Genomic DNA, 20,345 nt, shown 5'->3' on the forward strand with positions numbered 1-20,345 from the left:
AATGGACGTTATCCATTAATTGGGCGTGGAGCCGTTCGCCACGCCGCGCATTGCGTTCGATGTGCGCGCATCAAAGGGATTAGCCCGCTCTTCATGACTCGATTCCTCTCCAGAGGTTTGCTCGTCAACATTGCCGTCGTGCTGGCCGCGCTCGGCGGCAACGCGTTCGTCGCCTGCGAGCGGATCGGCGGTCTGCGTGAAAGCGACGCGCGCACCTTGCGCTCGATGAGCCTGCTGCGCGACCTAGCGAACTATCGCAGCACGCTCGGCGAATCGCTGACGCAACTGAGCCGCTTCGAAGCGACCGGCATCGCGGAAACCGCAGCGGGCCATCAGGAACGCGTGGCGCATCTCGACGCGCTCGAAAGCGGCCTGCGCGCGCAGTTCGAGATGGAGCCCGGCATGATGGGCGCATTCGATGCGCTCGCCGCCCGCGCCGCCGTCATGCGGCACGACGCCGACGTCGCCTTCGAGCGCGCGAGGAAGGCGAGCCCCGACGCGTCCCGTGCATGGGCCGATGCGGCGTTCGTTACGCTCGGCGAGGATCAGCAAGGCGTCGACGACGAGCTCGCGGCGGTGCGCTCGCGCATCGACAACGCGACGATCGGCGCGCTCGATCAGTCCGCGCGGGCGTCGAGCGGCGCCATGCTGCTGCTCGTCTGCACGATGCTCGCGGGCAGCGCCGTGCTGATCTGGCTCTTCGCGAGCCGCGAGCGGCAATCGCGCGAGAAGCTCGGCGCGGCGCGCGCGCGACAGCGCAGCAACGAGCGCTTTCGCGGCATGTTCGAGGCGCATCCGGTGCCGATGTGGATCGTCGATAGCGAGACGATGCGCTTCGTTGCCGTGAATCAGGCCGCGATCGAACACTTCGGCTTCAACGAGCCGGAGTTCATGAACATGACGCTGCGCGATCTGCATCATGCGGACGACTTCGACAGCTTCGCCGCGCGTCTTGCGCGCAGCGGCGGCGAAGGCGGCGAGCGGGGCGAGCGCGCTCAGTCGGGACGAGGTTCGGCGGGCGTCTGGCGCTATCGCTGCAAGGACGGATCGATCGTGGGCGCGGACGTGTCGCATCACTCGCTCATCTACTCGAGCCGGCCGGGCATCTTCATGCTGGCGAACGACGTGACCGACCGCATCAACGCGGAAGCCGAAGCGCGCCGCTCGAACGAGATGCTCGAAGCGGTCATCGACAACATCCCGCAGCGCGTGTTCTGGAAGGACCGCGAACTGCGCTATCTCGGCTGCAACAATGCGTTCGCGCGCGATGCGGGTCTCGCGTACAACGAGCAGGTCATCGGCAAGACGGATTTCGACTTGCCGTGGAGCGCGCTCGCGGATCTGGTGCGCGCGGACGACGAAGAGGTCATCGTCACGACCGTGCCGAAGATGCATCACGAGCGCGACATCGTGATGGGCGACCAGTTGCGCACCGTCGTTTCGAGCAAGCTGCCGTTGCTCGACGGCGAAGGGCAGACCATCGGCGTGCTCGGTTCGTATCACGACGTCACCGATCACAAGCGCGCCGAACTCGCGCTGCGTCTGCAAAGCCGCGCGCTGGACGCGAGCGTGAACGCGATTCTGATCACCGGCGTCGTCGATGGCGCGAATGTGATCGAGTATGCGAATCCGGCGTTCAAGCGCATCACGGGTTATGACCCGAGCGAGGTCATCGGCCAGGATTGCCGCTTTTTGCACGGCCCGGACGGAGATCAGGAAGGACTCACGTCGATCCGCCGCGCGCTCGAAGCGAACATGGAAGCGAGCGTCGTCGTGCGCAACTATCGCAAGGACGGCGCGCTCTTCTGGAACCAGCTCTTCGTCGCGCCGGTGCCGAACGCGCAGGGCATGACCACTCATCACATCGGCATCATCAACGACGTGACCGATCTGATGCGCTATCAGGAAGAGCTCGAATATCAGGCGAATTACGACACGCTCACGCGCCTGCCGAATCGCAATCTGCTGAAAGATCGCCTGCAGCACGCGATAGAAACGGCGCGGCGGCGCGATGCGAAGATCGCAGTCGTGTTCATGGATCTCGACGGCTTCAAGAACGTCAACGACAGTCTCGGCCACAGCGTCGGCGACCGTCTGCTTGCGGTGATCGCGGAGCGGCTCGCGCGCTCGGCGCGTACGAGCGATACGGTCGCGCGTCACGGCGGCGACGAGTTCGTCGTCGTGCTGCCGGACATCACCGACGAAGCCGGTCTTATCGTGTGGATGGAGCGCACGCGCGCGGCGATCTCCGAACCGGTGTGGATCGACGACACCGAGCTGTATGTCGGCTGCAGCATGGGCGCGAGTCTTTATCCGCAAGACGGCGACGACGCCGAAACCGTGATGAAGAAGGCCGACCTCGCGATGTATCGCGCGAAGGACATGGGCCGCAACAACTATCAGTTTTATCAGCCGGAGATGAACGCGAGCGTCGGCGCGCGCATGAATCTCGAACGGCGCTTGCGGCGCGCGCTGCGCGACGGCGAATTCCTGCTGCACTATCAGCCGCAGGTCGACATGTCGACGCGTCAGATCGTCGGCATCGAAGCGCTCGTGCGCTGGCACGACCCCGAGCAAGGGCTCGTGTCGCCGGCGTCGTTCATTCCGGTGGCGGAGGAGAGCGGGCTGATCGGACCGCTTTCCGAATGGGTGCTGCGCGAAGCGTGCCGGCAGAACAAGGCGTGGCAGGATGCGGGGCTGCCGCCGGCGCGCGTGTCGGTGAACTTGTCGGCGCGGCATTTCCAGCAGCGCGACATCGCCCGGCTCGTGACTTCTGTCCTCGAAGAGACGGGCCTTGCGCCGCGCTATCTCGAACTCGAACTCACCGAAAGCGCGATCATGCGCAACGCCGAGGAAGCGATCACGATGCTCTCGGAGCTATCGGCGCTCGGCATCGGTATTGCAATCGACGACTTCGGCACCGGCTATTCGAGCCTGTCGTATCTCAAGCGCTTTCCGGTGCATCGGCTGAAGATCGATCGCTCGTTCGTCGCGGATATCGGCTCGTCGGGCGACGATGAAACCATCACGTCGGCGATCATCGCGCTCGCGCATTCGCTCGAGATGCAGGTGATCGCGGAGGGCGTCGAAACGCACGCGCAGCACGATTTCCTGCGCGAGCGCGATTGCGACGAAATGCAGGGCTACCTGTTCTCGCGCCCGATGCCGCACGAGGCGATTCCGGGCCTTTTGCAGCAGGGCGTGCTGCCCCACTGATCGATTTTTATCAGTCCAGCGACGGCAGCACGCGCGGGCGGCGATCGCGGTCAGTCGCGACGTAGGTGAGCGTCGCTTCCGTCACCTTGACGACTTCTTCGGCGAGGCTCATGCGCTGCGCCCAGACTTCGACCGACACCGTGATGGACGTGTTGCCCGTCTTGACGATGTCGGCGTAAAAGCTCAGCAGATCGCCGACGAAAACCGGGTGCTTGAACAGGAACGAATTCACGGCGACGGTCGCGACGCGGCCGTTCGCGCGGCGGCTCGCCGGAATGGAGCCGGCGATATCGACCTGCGCCATGATCCATCCGCCGAACACGTCGCCGTGGACGTTGGCGTCGGCGGGCTGCGGCACGACGCGCAGCGCGACGTGTTTCTCAGGAAGATTGGGATGGTCGGTCATGGGAGGCGTTCCGGTTTGCAAGGCGGCGCGAAGGCTGGCGCGCGTGAGCGGCCTCTTGAACCTTCTGCGACAATGCCTATTTATGAATGAGCCCGATTGCGCGCGACGTCGCGCCAGGGCTTGCAGCAAATTGTACGGGAAAGCATCCAGACGAAGTTGCGCCCGTTTCGACGATAAAAACCTTCCCCACGCCGCGCCCGACTCCATTCGCGCGACGCGCTCGAACGATACGAACTCATGCGCCGCTTCCCGAACGCAGAGCCCGGGCCCGCGCAGCAAGGCCCGCGCAACGACTGGCAGACGATCCGCTCGCTGCTGCCTTATCTCACCACGTACAAATGGCGCGTCGCGTTCGCGCTGACGTGCCTCATCGGCGCGAAGGTCGCGAACCTCGGCGTGCCGATCGTGATGAAGCGCATCGTCGACGGCCTCGCTTCCGTGCAGCATCTCACCGCGCTCGGACGCGCGAACGATTCGCCGGGCATCGTGCTGATCGGCGGAATCGGGCTGCTCGTCGTCGCGTATGCGGCCGCGCGGCTTTCTACGTCGCTCTTCACCGAGTTGCGCGAACTGCTCTTCGCCAAGGTCACGGAAAGCGCCGTGCGGCAACTCGCGCTGCAAGTGTTCCGGCATCTGCATTCGCTGTCGCTGCGCTTTCATCTGGAGCGACAGACGGGCGGCATGTCGCGCGATATCGAACGCGGCACGCGCGGCATCCAGCAGCTCGTTTCGTATTCGCTCTACAGCATTCTGCCGACGCTCGTCGAGGTCGGACTCGTGCTCGCGTTCTTCGTGACGAAGTACGAGGCGTATTACGCGATCGTCACGTTCATCGCGCTCGTCACGTATATCGTGTTCACGGTGAAGGTGACGGAGTGGCGCACGCACTTTCGCCGCACGATGAACGATCTCGATTCGAAAGCGAATTCGCGCGCGATCGATTCGCTGCTCAACTACGAGACCGTGAAATACTTCGGCAACGAAGAGTGGGAAACGCGCCGTTACGATGAAAATCTTCAGCGCTATCGCGCGGCCGCGATCAAGTCGCAGCGCTCGCTGTCGATGCTGAACTTCGGGCAGCAGACGATCATCGGCGTGGGGCTCGTTTTCATCCTCTGGCGCGCGACGCAGGGCGTGATGGCGGGGCGTCTGACGCTCGGCGATCTCGTGCTCATCAACACCTTCATGTTGCAGTTGTACATTCCGCTGAATTTTCTCGGCGTCGTGTATCGCGAACTGAAGCAGGCGCTGACCGACATGGATCGCATGTTCACGCTGCTCGGCGCGGGCCGCGAAGTGCCCGATGCGCCGAACGCGCCCGCGCTTGCCGTGCGCGGCGGCGAAGTGCGCTTCGAGAACGTGAGCTTCGCGTATGAGAAGGCGCGGCCGATCCTGCATGGCGTCGATTTCACGATTCCCGCGGGCACGACGACGGCGGTCGTCGGACACAGCGGCTCGGGCAAATCGACGCTCGGCCGGCTGCTCTTTCGCTTCTACGATCTCGATCGCGCGCAGGGCGGCAGCATTCGCATCGACGGGCAGGACATTCGCGACGTCACACAGGATTCGTTGCGCGCGGCGATCGGCATCGTGCCGCAGGACACCGTGCTCTTCAACGATTCGATCTATTACAACATCGCGTACGGGCGTCCTTCGGCGAGCCGCGACGAAGTGATCGCGGCGGCGTGCGCGGCGCATATTCACGATTTCATCGAGGCGTTGCCGGCGGGCTATGACACGGCCGTCGGCGAGCGTGGATTGAAGCTGTCGGGTGGCGAGAAGCAGCGCGTCGCGATCGCGCGCACGCTGCTCAAGAATCCGCCGATTTTGATCTTCGACGAAGCCACGTCCGCGCTCGATTCGAAGTCCGAGCGCGCGATTCAGCACGAACTCGACTCGATCGCGCGCGAGCGGACGACCCTCATCATCGCGCATCGGCTATCGACGGTCGTGCATGCGCAGCAGATCATCGTGATGGATCACGGGCGCATCGTCGAGCGCGGCACGCATGCGGAGTTGCTGCGTGCGGGCGGGCTGTTCGCGCAGATGTGGGCGCTTCAGCAACAGCGCGCCGCCAGCTCCGGCGAAGGAGAGGCGGCGCTGGCGACACTGGGCGAATGACGCGCTGTCCTCACTCCATCGCGTGCGCGCCGCCGATGGCGACGCCATCGTGCGATTGCGAAGCCGTCGACGACCAGCGCAGCCACTGACCGCGCAGCGCGAAGAGCGCGCCGAACGCGCACGTTGCGAGCACGCCGAACGTGGCGAAGCCCATTTGATAGCTGCCCGTGCTTTCCTTCGCGATGCCCATGATGACCGGCAGATAGAACCCGCCGATACCGCCCGCTGCGCCGACGATTCCCGACAGCAATCCCGTCTTGCCCTTCCAGCGATGCGGGACGAGCTGGAACGTCGAGCCGTTGCCCAGGCCGAACGCGATATACAGGCAGATGAGAATCGCGAGACCGCCCGCGACCGGCGGCATCCAGATCGCGAACGCGAAGTCGCCGATGGCGATGGCCGCGAGCAGCACGAGCAGCGCACGCACGCCGGTCACGCGATCGGCGACATAACCGCCGAACGGACGCACGATCGCGCCGAGAAACGCGAGCAGCGACATGAAGAGGCCGGCTTCGAGCTTCGGCATCTGATAAAGCGAGGTAAGCAGCAGCGTCACATACGACGACATGCCGACGAAACCGCCGAACGTGATGCTGTAAATGAGCATGATGACCCACGTATCGCGCTCGCCGAGCACCGACCGATAATGCCGCGGCAGCACCGCGATCGCAATGAGCGCGCCGATCACCGGCAAGAGCAGCACGCCCGCCTTGCCGCCGCCGAACACGCCCGCGTTGACCGCGAGCACCAGCACGATCAGGCTCACGAGCGTCACCGCGAAGCTCGACAGCGCGCGCATCGTGCTGCCGGTTTTCACGCCGGCGTCGGACGCCCATGCGAAGAGCGCGACGCCCGTAATCGCGAGCAGCGGCAGCGCGGCGGCGGTCGACATCTGCCAGCCGAAGGAATCGGCGAGATGCGGGAACAGGAAGCCGTCGAGCACCGCGCCGATGTTGCCTGCCGCGGCGAGTCCGAGCACGAGGCCCTGCACCTTCGGCGGATAGTTGCTGCCAGCCATCGGCAACGCGACGGCGAAGCTCGCGCCGCCCATGCCGAGGAACACGCCGAGCACAAGCAACACCGCATACGACGGCACGCCGGGCATGAGCGGCAGCACGATCGACGGAATCGACGAGAGCAGGACGCCCATCAGCGCGACGCGCCGTCCATCGGTCGATTGATAGAGGTTGCCGAGCGTCACGCGCAGAATGGCGGCGGCCAGCACCGGCACCGCGACGAGAAAGCCTTGCTGCGCGGCGGACATCGTCACGTCGCGTCCGATGAACGGCGCGAGCGGCCCATACAGTACCCAGACGGTAAAGCCCGTATCGAAGTAGAGGAAGCAGGCGAGGAGCGAGCGCCAGTTGCCGCTCTTGAGCGATGCGATCAGATTGGACATTGCGGGTTCCGTATATGCGCGTGCTGCCGAATGAGCACGCGACGGCCCCGAAAATTGCAAGCATCATGCCAATGGAATGCATATTTACCGATGCGCCGGGTAGCGCAAGGGTCGGCGAGGGATCAGAGCACGCGTGAGGTTCCGCGTCCCGCAAACCGACAGCACCGCGTCCGTGCGTGACCGCATGCGAATGGTGCGCCGCGCCTTCGCACGGCTCATGCGCCCGCTAGAATGCGTTCTTTGCCAAGGAAGCGCCGCGCGCGCCCGAGAAACGCATGGAACTGAAATGGCTGGAAGACTTCGTGTCGCTCGCGGAGACGCGCAGCTTCAGTCGATCCGCCGAGCTTCGGCACATCACGCAGCCCGCGTTCTCGCGACGCATTCAGGCGCTCGAAGCGTGGCTCGGCACGGAACTCATCGACCGGTCGGTGTATCCGACGCGCCTCACGCAAGCCGGCAACGTGTTCTACGAGCAGGCGCTCGCGATGCTCTCGCAGTTCCACGAAGCGCGCACGCTGTTGCGCGGACAAGGCGGCGTGCCGTCGGCGACCATCGAATTCGCCGTGCCGCACACGCTTTCGCTCACGTATTTTCCGCGCTGGCTCGAACACATCGAGGCGCGGCTCGGACGCATCCGCACGCGGCTGCGCGCGCTCAATGTGCACGATGCGGTGCTGTCGCTCGTCGAAGGCGGTGTCGATCTCGTGATGGGCTATCACCATCCGAGTCATCCGGTTGCGCTCGATCCCGCGCGCTACGACATGCTCACGCTCGGCGCCGAACCGATCAGCCCGTTTTCCGCCGTGACCAAAGGCGGACGCGCGCGCTTCACGCTGCCCGCGACGGCCGAATCGCCGGTGCCGTATCTGTCGTACACGCCTAATGCGTACCTCGGGCGCATGACGGAAGTCATCATCGCGACCGCGCCGACGCGCCTCTATCTCGACAAGGTCTATGAAACCGACATGGCCGAAGGTCTGAAAGCGATGGCGCTCGCCGGTCATGGCGTCGCGTTCCTGCCGCACAGCGCTGTCGAGGATGCAGTGGAAGAAGGTCGGCTCGTGCGCCTCGATCGCGGCACGCGCGGCACGCCCGCCGGCCAGTTCACGCTGACGATGGAAATCCGCCTTTATCGCGACAAGCTCGCAGCGCAGGGCGAAGAGCCGCGACAGGCATTGATGCGCGCGCTATGGGACGCGGTCGGTGAGGAATTGCTGAAGGCGCAGCCGGAGAAGCCCGCGGCATAAGGCTCCGCGACGTTATGCAAGTTTTGCATGACGGGATAAGGAAACGGCATTGGATTTGGAAACGACGTTTTTCGACAATGAGCGAATTCCTTCACCGCTGGAGCATCAATGTCTGCCTCGAAGCAACCTGTGCAAGCGCCGGACGCAAAACACGCCATCCCGTCGTATCTCCATGCCGATGATCTCGGTCCCTGGGGAAACTATCTGCAACAGGTCGATCGCGTTGCCCCGTATCTCGGTTCTCTCTCCCGCTGGCTCGAAACCCTCAAGCGCCCGAAGCGCATTCTCGTCGTCGATTGCCCGATCGAGCTGGATAACGGCACCGTCGCGCATTTCGAGGGTTATCGCGTGCAGCACAACACGTCGCGCGGTCCCGGCAAGGGTGGCGTGCGTTACCACCAGGACGTGACGCTCTCCGAAGTGATGGCGCTGTCCGCGTGGATGTCGGTGAAGAACGCGGCGGTAAACGTGCCGTACGGCGGCGCGAAGGGCGGCATTCGTGTCGATCCGCGCACGCTGTCGCGTGGCGAACTGGAACGCGTGACGCGTCGCTATACGAGCGAGATCGGCATCATCATCGGGCCGAACACGGACATTCCCGCGCCGGACGTGAACACGAACGAGCAGATCATGGCGTGGATGATGGACACCTACTCCATGAACCAAGGCCAGACGGCAACCGGCGTCGTGACCGGCAAGCCGATTTCGCTCGGCGGCTCGCTCGGCCGCAAGGAAGCGACGGGGCGCGGCGTGTTCGTCGTCGGCACGGAAGCGGCGCGGCGCATCGGCATGGAGATCGAAGGCGCGCGCATCGCGGTGCAGGGCTTCGGCAACGTCGGCGGCATCGCGGCCAAGCTGTTCCAGGAAGCGGGCGCGAAGGTCATCGCCGTGCAGGATCACACGGGAACGATTCATAACTCGAAGGGCATCGATACCGTCGCGCTGCTCGATCACGTCGCGAAGAACGGCGGCGTGGGCGGCTTCGCGGGCGCGGATCCGGTACAGGCGGAAGAATTCTGGATGATCGAAAGCGACATCCTCATTCCGGCCGCGCTGGAAAACCAGATCACCGAGAAGAACGCGTCGAAGATTCGCACGAAGATCGTCGTCGAAGGCGCGAACGGCCCGACCACGACCGCGGCCGACGACATCCTCAACGACAAGGGTATCCTCGTGATCCCGGACGTGATCGCGAATGCGGGCGGCGTGACCGTGTCGTACTTCGAATGGGTGCAGGACTTCTCGAGCTTCTTCTGGACCGAGGACGAGATCAATCAGCGTCTCGAGCGCGTGATGCGCGAAGCGTTCGCGGGCGTGTGGCAGGTCGCGAGCGAGCACAAGGTATCGGTGCGCACGGCGGCGTTCATCGTCGCGTGTACGCGCATTCTGCAGGCGCGCGAGATGCGCGGGCTGTATCCCTGATTCGGTGTCAGGCGGTCGTGCCCTTTAATTGATTGCGGGCGGCATTTCATTCGGAATGCCGCCCGCATTTGCATGAAAGCGACAAGTCGGCCGACTCGCTGCATTCGGTCAAGCATGGTCACAAAAACGCCAGTAATATGCGCGGTCGCACCGGGTTGCACCCTTACGGCGACAGCGTCTCAGAAATAAGACGGTCGTGGGTTAACAATCATTCTTTCAGAATAATTACCCTGCTAAACTTGCCCCGGTTTTTCGCCACAGGAGATCGAACACATGAAGGTTAAAAAGGCTGCGCTGCTCGTCGCCGCGCTCGGGTTTCTCGCCACCGGCGCATACGCTCAAGACGCCGGCACGCTGAAGAAAATCAAGGACACGGGCGTGATCTCGCTGGGGCATCGCGAATCGTCCATTCCGTTTTCCTACTATGACGACAAGCAGCAAGTCGTCGGCTACTCGCATGAGTTCGCGCTGAAGGTCGTGGACGCGGTCAAGCAGAAGCTCGGCATGTCCGACCTGAAGGTGAAGCTCACGCCGATCACTTCGCAGAACCGCATTCCGCTCGTGCAGAACGGCACCGTCGATATCGAGTGCGGCTCGACGACGAACAACGCCGAGCGTCAGCAGCAAGTTTCCTTCTCGAACACGATCTTCGTGATCGGCACGCGCCTCATGACCAAGAAGGATTCGGGCGTGAAGGACTGGGCCGACCTGAAGGGCAAGACCGTCGTGACGACCGCCGGCACCACGTCCGAGCGCCTGCTTCGCAAGATGAATCAGGACAAGAACATGGGCATGAACATCATCAGCGCGAAGGATCACGGCGAGTCGTTCCTGACGCTGTCGACCGGCCGCGCCGTCGCGTTCATGATGGACGATGCGCTGCTCGCGGGCGAGCGCGCGAAGTCGAACAACCCGAACGATTTCGTGATCGTCGGTGCGCCGCAATCGCATGAAGCGTACGGCTGCATGATCCGCAAGAACGATCCGGAGTTCAAGAAGGTCGTCGACGACGCGATCGCCAAGGTCGAAACCTCGGGCGAAGCGGACAAGATCTACAAGAAGTGGTTCGAAAGCCCGATTCCGCCGAAGGGTCTCAACCTCAACTTCCCCGAAAGTGAAGACATGAAGGCTCTCTACAAGAGCCCGAATGACAAGGCAATCGACTAACCGGTTCGGTAATCGAACAGACGAAACGGAAGGAGCTTGCTTCTTCCGTTTCTTTTTGGAGTGAGTCCATGTCTTATCACTGGAACTGGGGCATCCTGCTGAGTCCGGTTTCGACCGGCGAGCCCACCACCTATCTCGGCTGGCTGATTTCCGGCTTCTGGGTGACGATCACCGTGTCGCTCGCGGCCTGGGTGATCGCGCTCGTGGTCGGCTCGTTGTTCGGCATCTTGCGCACGGTCCCGAATCGCACGCTGGCGGGCATCGGCACCGTCTACGTCGCGATCTTCCGCAACATTCCGCTGATCGTGCAGTTCTTCGTCTGGTATCTCGTGATACCGGAATTGCTGCCGCCTTCCATCGGCAACTGGTTCAAGCAACTGCCGCCCACCGCGCAGTTCTTTTCGTCGTCGATCATCTGTCTCGGGCTTTTCACTGGCGCACGCGTGTGCGAGCAGGTGCGCTCGGGCATCAACGCGCTGCCGCGCGGACAGCGCAACGCGGGTCTCGCGATGGGCTTCACGCAATGGCAGACGTATCGCTACGTGCTGATGCCGGTCGCGTACCGCATCATCGTGCCGCCGCTCACGTCCGAGTTCCTCAACGTGTTCAAGAACTCGGCGGTCGCGTCGACCATCGGTCTGCTGGATCTGTCCGCTCAGGCGCGCCAGCTCGTCGATTACACGGCGCAGACGTATGAATCGTTCATCGCGGTGACGATCGCCTACATGCTCATCAACCTCGTCGTGATGCAACTGATGCGCTGGGTCGAGGCGAAGACGCGGTTGCCTGGCTACATCGGAGGCAAATAAATGCATCAGTTCAACTGGAGCGGTGTGCTCGCGTCGTGGCCCACGCTGATGACGGGCGCGAAGATCACGCTGCAGATCACCGTGCTCGCCATCGTGGTCGGCATCATCTGGGGCACGATTCTCGCGCTGTTCCGCCTTTCGGGCGTGAAGCCGCTGCAATGGTTCGCGAGCGCGTACGTCACGCTGTTCCGCTCGATTCCGCTCGTGATGGTGCTGCTGTGGTTCTTCCTGATCGTGCCGCAGCTGTTGCAAAACGTGCTCGGACTGTCGGCCGACATCGACATCCGTCTTGCCTCGGCGATGGTCGCGTTCTCGCTCTTCGAAGCCGCGTACTATTCGGAAATCATCCGCGCCGGCATTCAAGCGGTGCCGCGCGGTCAGGTGAACGCGGCGTTCGCGCTCGGCATGACCTACGGCCAGGCGATGAAGCTCGTCGTGCTGCCGCAGGCCTTCCGCGCGATGGTGCCGCTCTTGCTCACGCAGGCGATCGTCCTGTTTCAGGATACGTCGCTCGTCTACGTCATCAGTCTCGCGGACTTCTTCCGCACGGCGACGAACATCGGGGATCGCGACGGCACGTCCGTCGAAATGGTTCTGTTCGCGGGCGCATGCTATTTCGTGATTTGCGTGGTGGCGTCGGCGCTCGTCAAAAGTCTTCAGAAAAAGGTCGCAAGATGATCTCTATCAAGAATGTTTCCAAGTGGTACGGGCAGTTCCAGGTGCTCACCGACTGCACGACCGAAGTGAAGAAGGGCGAGGTCGTCGTGGTGTGCGGCCCGTCGGGTTCGGGCAAGTCGACGCTCATCAAGACCGTGAACGGCCTGGAGCCGTTCCAGAAGGGCGAAATCACGATCAACGGCCAGTCGCTGACGGACAAGAAGACGAATCTGTCGAAGCTGCGTTCGAAGGTCGGCATGGTGTTCCAGCACTTCGAGCTGTTTCCGCATCTGACGATCACGCAGAACCTGACGCTCGCGCAGATCAAGGTGCTCGGCCGTTCGAGCGACGAAGCCACGCAGAAGGGCATGAAGCTGCTGGATCGCGTCGGCCTGCGCGCGCATGCGGACAAGTTTCCGGGCCAGTTGTCCGGCGGTCAGCAGCAGCGCGTGGCGATTGCGCGCGCGCTGTCGATGGACCCGATCGCGATGCTCTTCGACGAGCCGACGTCCGCGCTCGATCCGGAGATGATCAACGAAGTGCTCGACGTGATGGTCGAACTCGCGCAGGAAGGCATGACCATGATGTGCGTGACGCACGAAATGGGCTTTGCGAAGAAGGTGGCGAATCGCGTGATCTTCATGGATCGCGGGCTCATCGTCGAGGACGATCAGAAGGAAGCGTTCTTCGCGAATCCGAAGTCGGATCGTGCGAAGGATTTCCTCGCGAAGATCCTGCACTGAGTCTCGGCTCGGCAAAGCAAAACGGCGCTTCCGAAAAGAAGCGCCGTTTTTTATTCGATCCCGAGTTCCGATTCCATCGCCGCTGTCGTCCGTATCTCGTCGATCTTCAGCGCGGATCCGATGCACGCCTTCGCGAGCGGCTCGGCCGCTTTCCTCGCCACTTCCTCCGGCACCGGAATATTCGTCGCGCGGGCGAGATCGCCGCACTGGAACATCGCGAGATCGCCGGGGGCGAAGCGCGTCCAGATTTCGTTGTCGGTGAGCGGCGACGTCGCGATCACGGCGACGCGGTCTTCCGGCGTCGTGTACTTGGCGAAATCGATCGACATGTCGGCATCGATCAGATGCGCGGTCGAGAACGGCCAGCTACGCACCAGGTAGTACAAATGCGTCGAGCAGTGCGAGAAGAGCGCCTGCCCGTTCGACATCAGAAAGTTGAAGACGCCGTATTGCGTGATGTCGCGGGTGAGTTCGGCGAGCGCGTCGAACAGTTCGTCGAGCGGCGGCTGCGAGCACGGAAACGCGCGCCGCAAGCCTTGCAGGAGCGCGCAGAAGGCAAGCTCGCTGTCCGTCGTGCCGACCGGCTGATATACGCCGGTGAGTTCGGGTGCGTGGCCTTTGAGGTCGCCGTTGTGCGCGAAGATCCAGTGCCGGCCCCACAGTTCGCGCATGAACGGATGGCAGTTCTCGAGCAGGATATGCCCCTGCGTCGCCTTGCGGATATGCGCGATCGTGTTCTTCGACTTGATCGGATAGCGCTTCACCATGTCCGCGAGCGGCGAACTGGCGGACGACTGATGATCGATGAAAAGCCGGCAGGCCTTGTCCTCGAAAAACGCGATGCCCCAGCCGTCGGCATGATGATCGGTGACGCCGCCGCGCGCCGCGAAGCCGGTGAACGAGAACGTCACGTCGGTCGGTTCGGCGCAGTTCATTCCGAGAAGTTGGCACATGATGCTGAGGCGGTCGGCTTTTGGCCTGTTGTTACAATACGTCCGACAAGCATATCACCGAGACCGAATCGAAAAAACGCGCGAACGCTCGTCGATGCGCGCGTGGTGGAAATTCCACGGCGATTTTTTCCGGTCCTTGCGTGGACTTGCGCCATTCCAACGTTCCCCGTCATCTCGCCATGTCCGCTACTTCATCCTCGCCCAATTCGCTCACGATCGCGCGTCCCGACGACTGGCATCTGCACGTGCGCGACGGCGCGACGCTCGCGGCCGTCCTGCCGCACACGGCGCGCCAGTTCGGCCGCGCAATCATCATGCCGAATCTGAAGCCGCCCGTGACGACGACGGAAATGGCCGCGGCCTATCGCGAGCGCATTCTGGCGGCGCTTCCGAAGGGCGCGCGCTTCGAGCCGTTGATGACGCTCTATCTCACCGACAACACGCCGCCCGACGAAATCCGCCGCGCGAAGGAAAGCGGCTTCGTGCATGGCGTGAAGCTGTATCCGGCGGGCGCGACGACCAATTCCGACGCAGGCGTGACCGATCTGCTCGGCAAATGCGCGAAAACGCTCGAAGCGATGCAGGAAGTCGGCATGCCCTTGCTGACTCACGGCGAAGTGACCGATAGCGACATCGACGTCTTCGATCGCGAGAAAGTGTTCATCGACCGCGTGATGACGCCGCTGCGCCGCGATTTTCCCGCGCTGAAAGTCGTGTTCGAGCACATCACGACGAAGGACGCCGCCGATTACGTGCGCGACGCGGACGGCGAGATCGGCGCAACGATCACCGCGCATCACCTGCTGTACAACCGCAACATCATGCTGGTCGGCGGCATGCGTCCGCATTACTACTGCCTGCCGGTGCTGAAGCGCGAGACGCATCGCGTGGCGCTCGTCGAAGCGGCGACGTCGGGCAATCCGCGCTTTTTCCTCGGCACGGACAGCGCGCCGCATCCGAAGGGCTTGAAGGAGCACGCGTGCGGTTGCGCGGGTTGCTACACGGCGCTGCACGCGCTCGAACTCTATGCGGAAACTTTCGACAAAGCCGGCGCGCTCGACAAGCTCGAAGGCTTCGCGAGCTTCCACGGCGCGGACTTCTACGGTCTGCCGCGCAGCAAGGAATCGGTGACGATCGAGCGCGGTTCGTGGACGTTGCCCGCCGAATTCACCGCCGGCGATTCGACCGTCGTGCCGCTGCGTGGCGGCGAATCGATCGGCTGGCGTTTCGTGGACGCGCAGTAAGCACGCCGACGTGAGCGCGGGTTTCGCCGATATCGACTGGGCGCGGCCTTGGCTCGCGTCCATCGAAGCGCGCGGCAGGCGCTGGCAGACGGCGGCGCTCGCGGGTTACGACAACTATCTCGCGACATTGAACGACGACGCCACGGCCGCCGCGCAGGTCACGGGCCGCGGCAAGCCGCTTGCATTCATCGCGCAGGAAGCGCTGCCTTCGGGTGCGTCGTACGAAGGTCACATCGCGCAGACCGGCTGCGTGCCGACGCGCCACAATCTCCACGATTTCTTCAACGCCTCGATGTGGTTCGCGTATCCGCGCATCAAGGCGGCGCTCAACGCGCGGCAGGCCGAGCAGATCGATACGCTCGGCATCGGACCGACGCGCGGCGGCGTGCGCGACGCGCTAACGCTCTTCGATGAAAACGCGGTCGTCTTCGCCTGCGCCGATGCATCGCTTGGACGCGCGCTGCGCGGTTTCGGCTGGCGCACGCTCTTCGTCGGCGAGCGCGCGGCGTGGGGCACGCGCTGCGAGGCGCGCATTTTCGGGCACGCGTTGCTGGAAAAGCTCGTCGCGCCGTACAAGGCGTGTACGGGACACGCGTGGATCGTCGATGTTCCCGCCGACTATTTTTCGCTCGACGATGCCGCGCGCCGCGCGTTCATCGACGGATGCGTGTCCGAACGGCTGAACGCCGCGCCGATCGACAGCCGCGCGTTCGCGCCGCTGCCGGTGCTGGGCGTGCCGGGCTGGTGGGACGCGAATGCATCGCCCGATTTCTACGACGACGTTTCCGTCTTTCGACCGGGCCGCCGATCGCGCGGATGCTAAAATGACGAGTTGCAAAGCGGGCCAGGCAATCGCGGCCTCCGAGGTGAAAGCCGAAGAGGGCGAGGAAAGTCCGGACTCCACAGGGCAGGGTGATGGCTAACGGCCATCCGTGGCGACACGCGGAACAGGGCAACAGAAAGCAAACCGCCGATGGCTCCGGGCGCAAGTCCGGAGATCAGGTAAGGGTGAAACGGTGCGGTAAGAGCGCACCGCGGACGTCGCGAGACGTTCCGGCACGGTAACCTCCACCCGGAGCAATTCCAAATAGGCAGGCGCGCATCTTCGCGATGCAGGACGGGGCCCCCGTTCGTCTGCGGGTAGGAAGCTTGAGCGCGTCAGTAATGACGCGTCTAGAGGAATGATTGCCACGCGCGTCGCTTTCGGGCGGCGCGTGCACAGAATCCGGCTTATCGGCCCGCTTTGTCGTCATTCAAAAGAGAAGAGCCGGCGTCTCGCGACGTCGGCTCTTTTCGTTTTTGCTTCCGATGAAACTTACGCTTCGACGATCTCGAACGAATGCGTCAGCTCCGCCGATTTCGCCAGCATGATCGACGCGGAGCAATATTTGTCGTGCGACAGGTTGATCGCGCGCTCGACGGTCGCCGGGTTCAGGTTCTTGCCCGTCACGGTGAAGTGAAAGTGGATCTTCGTGAAGACTTTCGGGTCTTCGCTCGCGCGGTCGGCCTTCAGCGTGACCGAGCAGCCCTGGATTTCCTGACGGCTCTTTTTCAGGATCATCACGACGTCGTAGGCGGTGCATCCGCCGGTGCCGAGCAGCACCATTTCCATCGGGCGCGGCGCGAGATTGCGGCCGCCGCCTTCCGGTGCGCCGTCCATGTTTACGAGATGGCCGCTTCCCGTTTCGGCGGCGAAGGCCATGCCGTCTTGTCCCATCCAGCTAACTTTGCATTCCATGCTCAGGCTCCAGCTGTTCAGCGCGTCGTTACAGAGGCTACATTGTAGCGGTTCGGAATTTTTCCACCGGTCGCTGCTTACGAGCATCTACCGGTTGACGAAGCGTAAATCGGCGCGGCGATTCTGATGCTGGCCGTGAGCGCGCCAGTCGAGGACGGGCTCTAAAGGCTCATCGCGACGGCGTTCAGGCAGTCGCGGCCCGTAAACAACTGAAAATAAAAGGCTTTCGGGGGACATGTCCGTTGTGCTCGGATTCCAGATTATGAAATCATCTTCCACCATGCAAATCTTCTTGCTTTGCAGCATGACCGTGCCTATACTCGTTTCTGTCTCCTCCACCTCCTCCTTTGGTGGATTAAGCCCGAGCCAAGCTGCTCGGGCTTTTTTTCGTCCTCGCGCCTGTCGAAGCATTCTTTTGACGCGGCGACCAAATTCCCTTTATAATTCAAAGTTCTCTTCGCCACACGCCCGCGGAGAGAGGCTTGTGAGAGCCTGCACGCGCCCGGTTTCGACCTGAGCGCACTCATATAAGCAGGGCCGAACAAGACACAGTTCAAGGGCAGATCAATTTTTTGGATCGATCATGAAGACGTTTTCCGCAAAAGCCGAAGAGGTGACGCGCGAATGGTACGTGATTGACGCGACGGATAAGGTTCTCGGCCGTGTCGCCAGCGAAGTGGCACGCCGTCTTCGCGGCAAGCATAAGCCTGAATTCACTCCGCACGTCGACACCGGTGATTTCATCATCGTCGTCAATGCCGGCAAGTTGAAGGTCACCGGCAACAAGACCACGGACAAGAAGTACTATCGTCACTCGGGCTACCCGGGCGGCATCTACGAAACGACGTTCGGCAAGATGCAAGAGCGTTTCCCGGGCCGCGCGCTCGAGAAGGCTGTCAAGGGCATGCTTCCGAAGGGTCCGCTCGGCTACGCGATGATCAAGAAGCTGAAGGTCTACGCCGAAGCAACGCATCCGCATACGGCTCAACAGCCTAAAGCGCTCGAGATCTAAGGGGAGCCCACATGATCGGTAACTGGAACTACGGTACGGGCCGCCGCAAGAGCGCCGTCGCTCGTGTCTTCATCAAGTCGGGCAAGGGCGAAATCATCGTCAATGGCAAGCCCATCGCCGACTACTTCTCGCGTGAAACGTCGCTGATGATCGTGCGCCAGCCGCTCGAACTCACGAACCACGCCACCACGTTCGACATCAAGGTCAACGTGAACGGCGGCGGTGAGACGGGTCAAGCCGGTGCGGTTCGCCACGGCATCACCCGCGCGCTGATGGACTACGACGCTACGCTCAAGTCGCAACTGTCGAACGCAGGCTTCGTCACGCGTGACGCGCGTGAAGTGGAACGTAAGAAGGTCGGTTTCCACAAGGCACGCCGCCGCAAGCAGTTCTCGAAGCGTTAAGCGCTTCTTGCCGGACGGGTTCCGGCGAAGCTGCAAAAGCCGCCCGCACGCCCTGTGCAGGCGGCTTTTTTCGTTTTGGCGCGTTTGGGCTGGACCATGTCGAATTTTCATATAGCCCATTGATTCCATGGACATTCGGCACGATATTGAGATCAGCCCTACAATAGCGGCTAGAAGCTTAATTGGAGAATTCGAATGAGCGCTGTCAGCGACACCCCCACGACCGAAATGCCGATGCCGTTCGTCTTCACCGACGCGGCTGCGGAAAAGGTCAAGTCATTGATCGATGAAGAAGGCAATCCGGATCTGAAGCTGCGCGTGTTCGTGCAAGGCGGCGGCTGCTCGGGTTTCCAGTACGGTTTCACGTTCGACGAAGAAGTGAACGAAGACGACACCGTCATGGACAAGGCTGGCGTGCAGTTGCTCGTCGATTCGATGAGCTATCAGTATCTCGTCGGCGCGGAGATCGACTATAAGGACGACATCAACGGCGCCCAGTTCGTCATCAAGAATCCGAACGCCACGACGACTTGCGGTTGCGGTTCGTCGTTCTCGGTCTAAGCGTGCATTTCTGACGCTGAAGAAAACGGAGCCTCAGCGGCTCCGTTTTTTGTTAACGCGGATAAATCGCGCCGAGCACGCGCTCGCCCGCCGCGCCCGTCACCGCGGGCAGATTGCCCGGCTCGCGCGCGACACAGCGCATCGCGAGCCACGCGAAAGCAAGCGCTTCCACTTGTTGCGGCGGCACGCCGAGCGCCTCGGTCGTCATCACGGGAACGCCTGCGATTTTGCTGCCTTCGAGCGCCTGCTGGAGCATCTTCATCAACACAGGATTGCGTGCGCCGCCGCCGCACACGTACACGGCGCGCGTGTCCCGCGCGTGTCGCGCGATCTCGCGCGCGACGGTCGTCGCGGTGAGGGCCGTGAGCGTCGCCTGGACATCGGCGGGAGCGAGGTTCGCGAAGGCTGCGAGCTTCGCGTCCATCCACGCCGGATTGAACAGATCGCGCCCTGTGCTCTTCGGCGGCGCGAGGTCGAAAAACGGTTCGTCGAGCAGCGCGTCGAGAAGCGATTGATCGATTCGGCCTTTGGCTGCGAACTGCCCGCCGTCGTCATAGGCGCGCTGTGTGTGGCGCAAAGCCCATTCGTCGATCAGCGCGTTGGCCGGGCCGCAATCGAAGCCGCGCACGTCTCCGTTCGCCGCGAGAATCGTGATGTTGCTGATGCCGCCGAGGTTGCACACGACGCGCGTCTCGTTCTTTTCGCCGAACACGGTCGTGTGGAACGCCGGCACGAGCGGCGCGCCCTGGCCGCCCGCGGCGACATCGCGGCTGCGGAAATCGGCGACCACGTCGATGCTGGTCATCTCAGCGAGCAACGCCGGATTGTTGATCTGCCGTGTGTAGCCTTTGTCAGGCCGATGCCGCACCGTCTGGCCGTGCACGCCGATCGCGCGCACCTTCGTCGCCGAGCATCCGCTCATGCTCTGCAGTTCGTGGCAGCAGACGGCATAGCGTGTCGCGAGCGCATTCGCGGCGAGCGCTTCGCGTTCGAGTTCGTTGTCGCCGGGCGACTGCAATTCGAACAGCGCATCGCGCAAGCCTTTGGAAAAGGAGACATGCGCCTCGCCGAGCACGACGGGCGGCTTGCCCGTCGCGAACTGGACCGCGACACCATCGACGCCGTCCATGCTGGTTCCGGACATCAAACCGAAGTACACGCCGTCCGCCTTGCCGGTTTCGATTGCTTCGGTTTTCTTTCCCACGCTGATCTCCTCGTCGATGCCGATGTTGCCAATCAGCGGCGA

The 20,345-nt window shown here is 62.8% G+C and carries 19 protein-coding genes and 1 other RNA gene; 14 read left to right on the plus strand and 6 right to left on the minus strand.

What is annotated here, in order from left to right; translation table 11 throughout:
* Positions 1-93 precede the first annotated feature (93 nt).
* The gene (locus LDZ23_RS01465) at positions 94-3,216 is read left to right on the plus strand and encodes a sensor domain-containing protein (protein ID WP_244807678.1); all 3,123 of its coding nucleotides are present in this window, start codon (positions 94-96) and stop codon (positions 3,214-3,216) included.
* Between the two features lie 10 nt (positions 3,217-3,226).
* Here LDZ23_RS01465 and LDZ23_RS01470 read toward each other — a convergent pair whose 3' ends face one another.
* Complete coding sequence (locus tag LDZ23_RS01470) at positions 3,227-3,622, minus strand: acyl-CoA thioesterase (protein ID WP_008351593.1); 396 nt, start codon at positions 3,620-3,622, stop codon at positions 3,227-3,229.
* A gap of 237 nt (positions 3,623-3,859) precedes the next feature.
* Between LDZ23_RS01470 and LDZ23_RS01475 the strand changes: the two genes are divergently transcribed.
* On the plus strand, positions 3,860-5,743 hold the full coding sequence (locus tag LDZ23_RS01475; RefSeq protein WP_244807679.1) for an ABCB family ABC transporter ATP-binding protein/permease: 1,884 nt from the start codon (positions 3,860-3,862) through the stop codon (positions 5,741-5,743).
* A 10-nt stretch (positions 5,744-5,753) separates the two neighbouring features.
* On the opposite strand, the gene LDZ23_RS01480 is transcribed toward LDZ23_RS01475, so the two are convergent.
* The gene (locus tag LDZ23_RS01480; RefSeq protein ID WP_244807680.1) at positions 5,754-7,142 is read right to left on the minus strand and encodes an MFS transporter; all 1,389 of its coding nucleotides are present in this window, start codon (positions 7,140-7,142) and stop codon (positions 5,754-5,756) included.
* 275 nt (positions 7,143-7,417) lie between these two features.
* Here LDZ23_RS01480 and LDZ23_RS01485 point away from each other — a divergent pair, with 275 nt between their 5' ends.
* From LDZ23_RS01485 to LDZ23_RS01510, 6 genes are all read left to right on the plus strand, one after another.
* Entirely contained in the window at positions 7,418-8,389 is a 972-nt protein-coding gene (locus LDZ23_RS01485) for a LysR substrate-binding domain-containing protein (protein ID WP_008351590.1), read from the plus strand.
* A gap of 108 nt (positions 8,390-8,497) precedes the next feature.
* Positions 8,498-9,811, plus strand: coding sequence for a Glu/Leu/Phe/Val family dehydrogenase (locus LDZ23_RS01490; protein ID WP_008351589.1), 1,314 nt, complete (start codon positions 8,498-8,500; stop codon positions 9,809-9,811).
* Between the two features lie 273 nt (positions 9,812-10,084).
* Positions 10,085-10,978, plus strand: coding sequence for a glutamate/aspartate ABC transporter substrate-binding protein (locus tag LDZ23_RS01495; protein WP_008351588.1), 894 nt, complete (start codon positions 10,085-10,087; stop codon positions 10,976-10,978).
* Between the two features lie 68 nt (positions 10,979-11,046).
* The gene (locus LDZ23_RS01500; RefSeq protein ID WP_008351587.1) at positions 11,047-11,787 is read left to right on the plus strand and encodes an amino acid ABC transporter permease; all 741 of its coding nucleotides are present in this window, start codon (positions 11,047-11,049) and stop codon (positions 11,785-11,787) included.
* A complete protein-coding gene (gltK, locus tag LDZ23_RS01505; protein ID WP_008351586.1) occupies positions 11,788-12,465 on the plus strand; it encodes a glutamate/aspartate ABC transporter permease GltK in 678 nt (225 codons plus the stop codon).
* Positions 12,462-13,187: an amino acid ABC transporter ATP-binding protein gene (locus LDZ23_RS01510; RefSeq protein ID WP_033536539.1), complete on the plus strand. Its 726-nt coding sequence runs from the start codon at positions 12,462-12,464 to the stop codon at positions 13,185-13,187. Before gltK ends, LDZ23_RS01510 begins: the two co-directional genes overlap by 4 nt.
* Before the next feature lie 50 nt (positions 13,188-13,237).
* Here the strand turns inward: LDZ23_RS01510 and LDZ23_RS01515 are convergent, their stop codons facing one another.
* A complete protein-coding gene (locus LDZ23_RS01515) occupies positions 13,238-14,140 on the minus strand; it encodes a class II glutamine amidotransferase (protein WP_075583487.1) in 903 nt (300 codons plus the stop codon).
* A 179-nt stretch (positions 14,141-14,319) separates the two neighbouring features.
* Between LDZ23_RS01515 and pyrC the strand changes: the two genes are divergently transcribed.
* The 3 genes from pyrC to rnpB all read left to right on the plus strand — a co-directional run bounded on the left by pyrC (position 14,320) and on the right by rnpB (position 16,633).
* The gene (gene pyrC, locus LDZ23_RS01520; protein WP_175979792.1) at positions 14,320-15,384 is read left to right on the plus strand and encodes a dihydroorotase; all 1,065 of its coding nucleotides are present in this window, start codon (positions 14,320-14,322) and stop codon (positions 15,382-15,384) included.
* A gap of 10 nt (positions 15,385-15,394) precedes the next feature.
* Positions 15,395-16,207, plus strand: a complete 813-nt coding sequence (locus tag LDZ23_RS01525) for a DUF3025 domain-containing protein (RefSeq protein ID WP_244807681.1) — start codon at positions 15,395-15,397, stop codon at positions 16,205-16,207.
* A gap of 13 nt (positions 16,208-16,220) precedes the next feature.
* An RNA gene (gene rnpB, locus LDZ23_RS01530) (RNase P RNA component class A) lies at positions 16,221-16,633 on the plus strand.
* 66 nt (positions 16,634-16,699) lie between these two features.
* Here rnpB and LDZ23_RS01535 read toward each other — a convergent pair.
* Both LDZ23_RS01535 and LDZ23_RS01540 read right to left on the minus strand, forming a co-directional pair.
* Positions 16,700-17,122: an OsmC family protein gene (locus tag LDZ23_RS01535; protein WP_014190403.1), complete on the minus strand. Its 423-nt coding sequence runs from the start codon at positions 17,120-17,122 to the stop codon at positions 16,700-16,702.
* Between the two features lie 87 nt (positions 17,123-17,209).
* Positions 17,210-17,428: a hypothetical protein gene (locus LDZ23_RS01540; RefSeq protein WP_244807682.1), complete on the minus strand. Its 219-nt coding sequence runs from the start codon at positions 17,426-17,428 to the stop codon at positions 17,210-17,212.
* Between the two features lie 277 nt (positions 17,429-17,705).
* On the opposite strand from LDZ23_RS01540, the gene rplM reads away from it, so the two are divergent.
* The 3 genes from rplM to erpA all read left to right on the plus strand — a co-directional run bounded on the left by rplM (position 17,706) and on the right by erpA (position 19,099).
* Positions 17,706-18,134, plus strand: a complete 429-nt coding sequence (rplM, locus tag LDZ23_RS01545; protein ID WP_008351572.1) for a 50S ribosomal protein L13 — start codon at positions 17,706-17,708, stop codon at positions 18,132-18,134.
* Positions 18,135-18,145: 11 nt separating this feature from the next.
* Entirely contained in the window at positions 18,146-18,538 is a 393-nt protein-coding gene (rpsI, locus tag LDZ23_RS01550; protein WP_008351569.1) for a 30S ribosomal protein S9, read from the plus strand.
* Positions 18,539-18,733: 195 nt separating this feature from the next.
* Positions 18,734-19,099: an iron-sulfur cluster insertion protein ErpA gene (gene erpA, locus LDZ23_RS01555; protein WP_008351567.1), complete on the plus strand. Its 366-nt coding sequence runs from the start codon at positions 18,734-18,736 to the stop codon at positions 19,097-19,099.
* 52 nt (positions 19,100-19,151) lie between these two features.
* On the opposite strand, the gene LDZ23_RS01560 is transcribed toward erpA, so the two are convergent.
* A complete protein-coding gene (locus LDZ23_RS01560; protein WP_425306898.1) occupies positions 19,152-20,282 on the minus strand; it encodes an anhydro-N-acetylmuramic acid kinase in 1,131 nt (376 codons plus the stop codon).
* Between the last annotated feature and the right edge of the window lie 63 nt (positions 20,283-20,345).

This window comes from Caballeronia zhejiangensis, from assembly GCF_022879815.1.
GTDB lineage: Bacteria > Pseudomonadota > Gammaproteobacteria > Burkholderiales > Burkholderiaceae > Caballeronia > Caballeronia zhejiangensis.

What these genes read in the sequence shown, in the direction of transcription:
- LDZ23_RS01465 (WP_244807678.1), top strand. Translation starts at nt 94, where the DNA reads ATGACTCGATTCCTCTCCAGAGGTTTGCTCGTCAACATTGCCGTCGTG.
- LDZ23_RS01470 (WP_008351593.1), bottom strand. Translation starts at nt 3,622, where the DNA reads ATGACCGACCATCCCAATCTTCCTGAGAAACACGTCGCGCTGCGCGTC.
- LDZ23_RS01475 (WP_244807679.1), top strand. Translation starts at nt 3,860, where the DNA reads ATGCGCCGCTTCCCGAACGCAGAGCCCGGGCCCGCGCAGCAAGGCCCG.
- LDZ23_RS01480 (WP_244807680.1), bottom strand. Translation starts at nt 7,142, where the DNA reads ATGTCCAATCTGATCGCATCGCTCAAGAGCGGCAACTGGCGCTCGCTC.
- LDZ23_RS01485 (WP_008351590.1), top strand. Translation starts at nt 7,418, where the DNA reads ATGGAACTGAAATGGCTGGAAGACTTCGTGTCGCTCGCGGAGACGCGC.
- LDZ23_RS01490 (WP_008351589.1), top strand. Translation starts at nt 8,498, where the DNA reads ATGTCTGCCTCGAAGCAACCTGTGCAAGCGCCGGACGCAAAACACGCC.
- LDZ23_RS01495 (WP_008351588.1), top strand. Translation starts at nt 10,085, where the DNA reads ATGAAGGTTAAAAAGGCTGCGCTGCTCGTCGCCGCGCTCGGGTTTCTC.
- LDZ23_RS01500 (WP_008351587.1), top strand. Translation starts at nt 11,047, where the DNA reads ATGTCTTATCACTGGAACTGGGGCATCCTGCTGAGTCCGGTTTCGACC.
- gltK (WP_008351586.1), top strand. Translation starts at nt 11,788, where the DNA reads ATGCATCAGTTCAACTGGAGCGGTGTGCTCGCGTCGTGGCCCACGCTG.
- LDZ23_RS01510 (WP_033536539.1), top strand. Translation starts at nt 12,462, where the DNA reads ATGATCTCTATCAAGAATGTTTCCAAGTGGTACGGGCAGTTCCAGGTG.
- LDZ23_RS01515 (WP_075583487.1), bottom strand. Translation starts at nt 14,140, where the DNA reads ATGTGCCAACTTCTCGGAATGAACTGCGCCGAACCGACCGACGTGACG.
- pyrC (WP_175979792.1), top strand. Translation starts at nt 14,320, where the DNA reads ATGTCCGCTACTTCATCCTCGCCCAATTCGCTCACGATCGCGCGTCCC.
- LDZ23_RS01535 (WP_014190403.1), bottom strand. Translation starts at nt 17,122, where the DNA reads ATGGAATGCAAAGTTAGCTGGATGGGACAAGACGGCATGGCCTTCGCC.
- LDZ23_RS01540 (WP_244807682.1), bottom strand. Translation starts at nt 17,428, where the DNA reads ATGCTGCAAAGCAAGAAGATTTGCATGGTGGAAGATGATTTCATAATC.
- rplM (WP_008351572.1), top strand. Translation starts at nt 17,706, where the DNA reads ATGAAGACGTTTTCCGCAAAAGCCGAAGAGGTGACGCGCGAATGGTAC.
- rpsI (WP_008351569.1), top strand. Translation starts at nt 18,146, where the DNA reads ATGATCGGTAACTGGAACTACGGTACGGGCCGCCGCAAGAGCGCCGTC.
- erpA (WP_008351567.1), top strand. Translation starts at nt 18,734, where the DNA reads ATGAGCGCTGTCAGCGACACCCCCACGACCGAAATGCCGATGCCGTTC.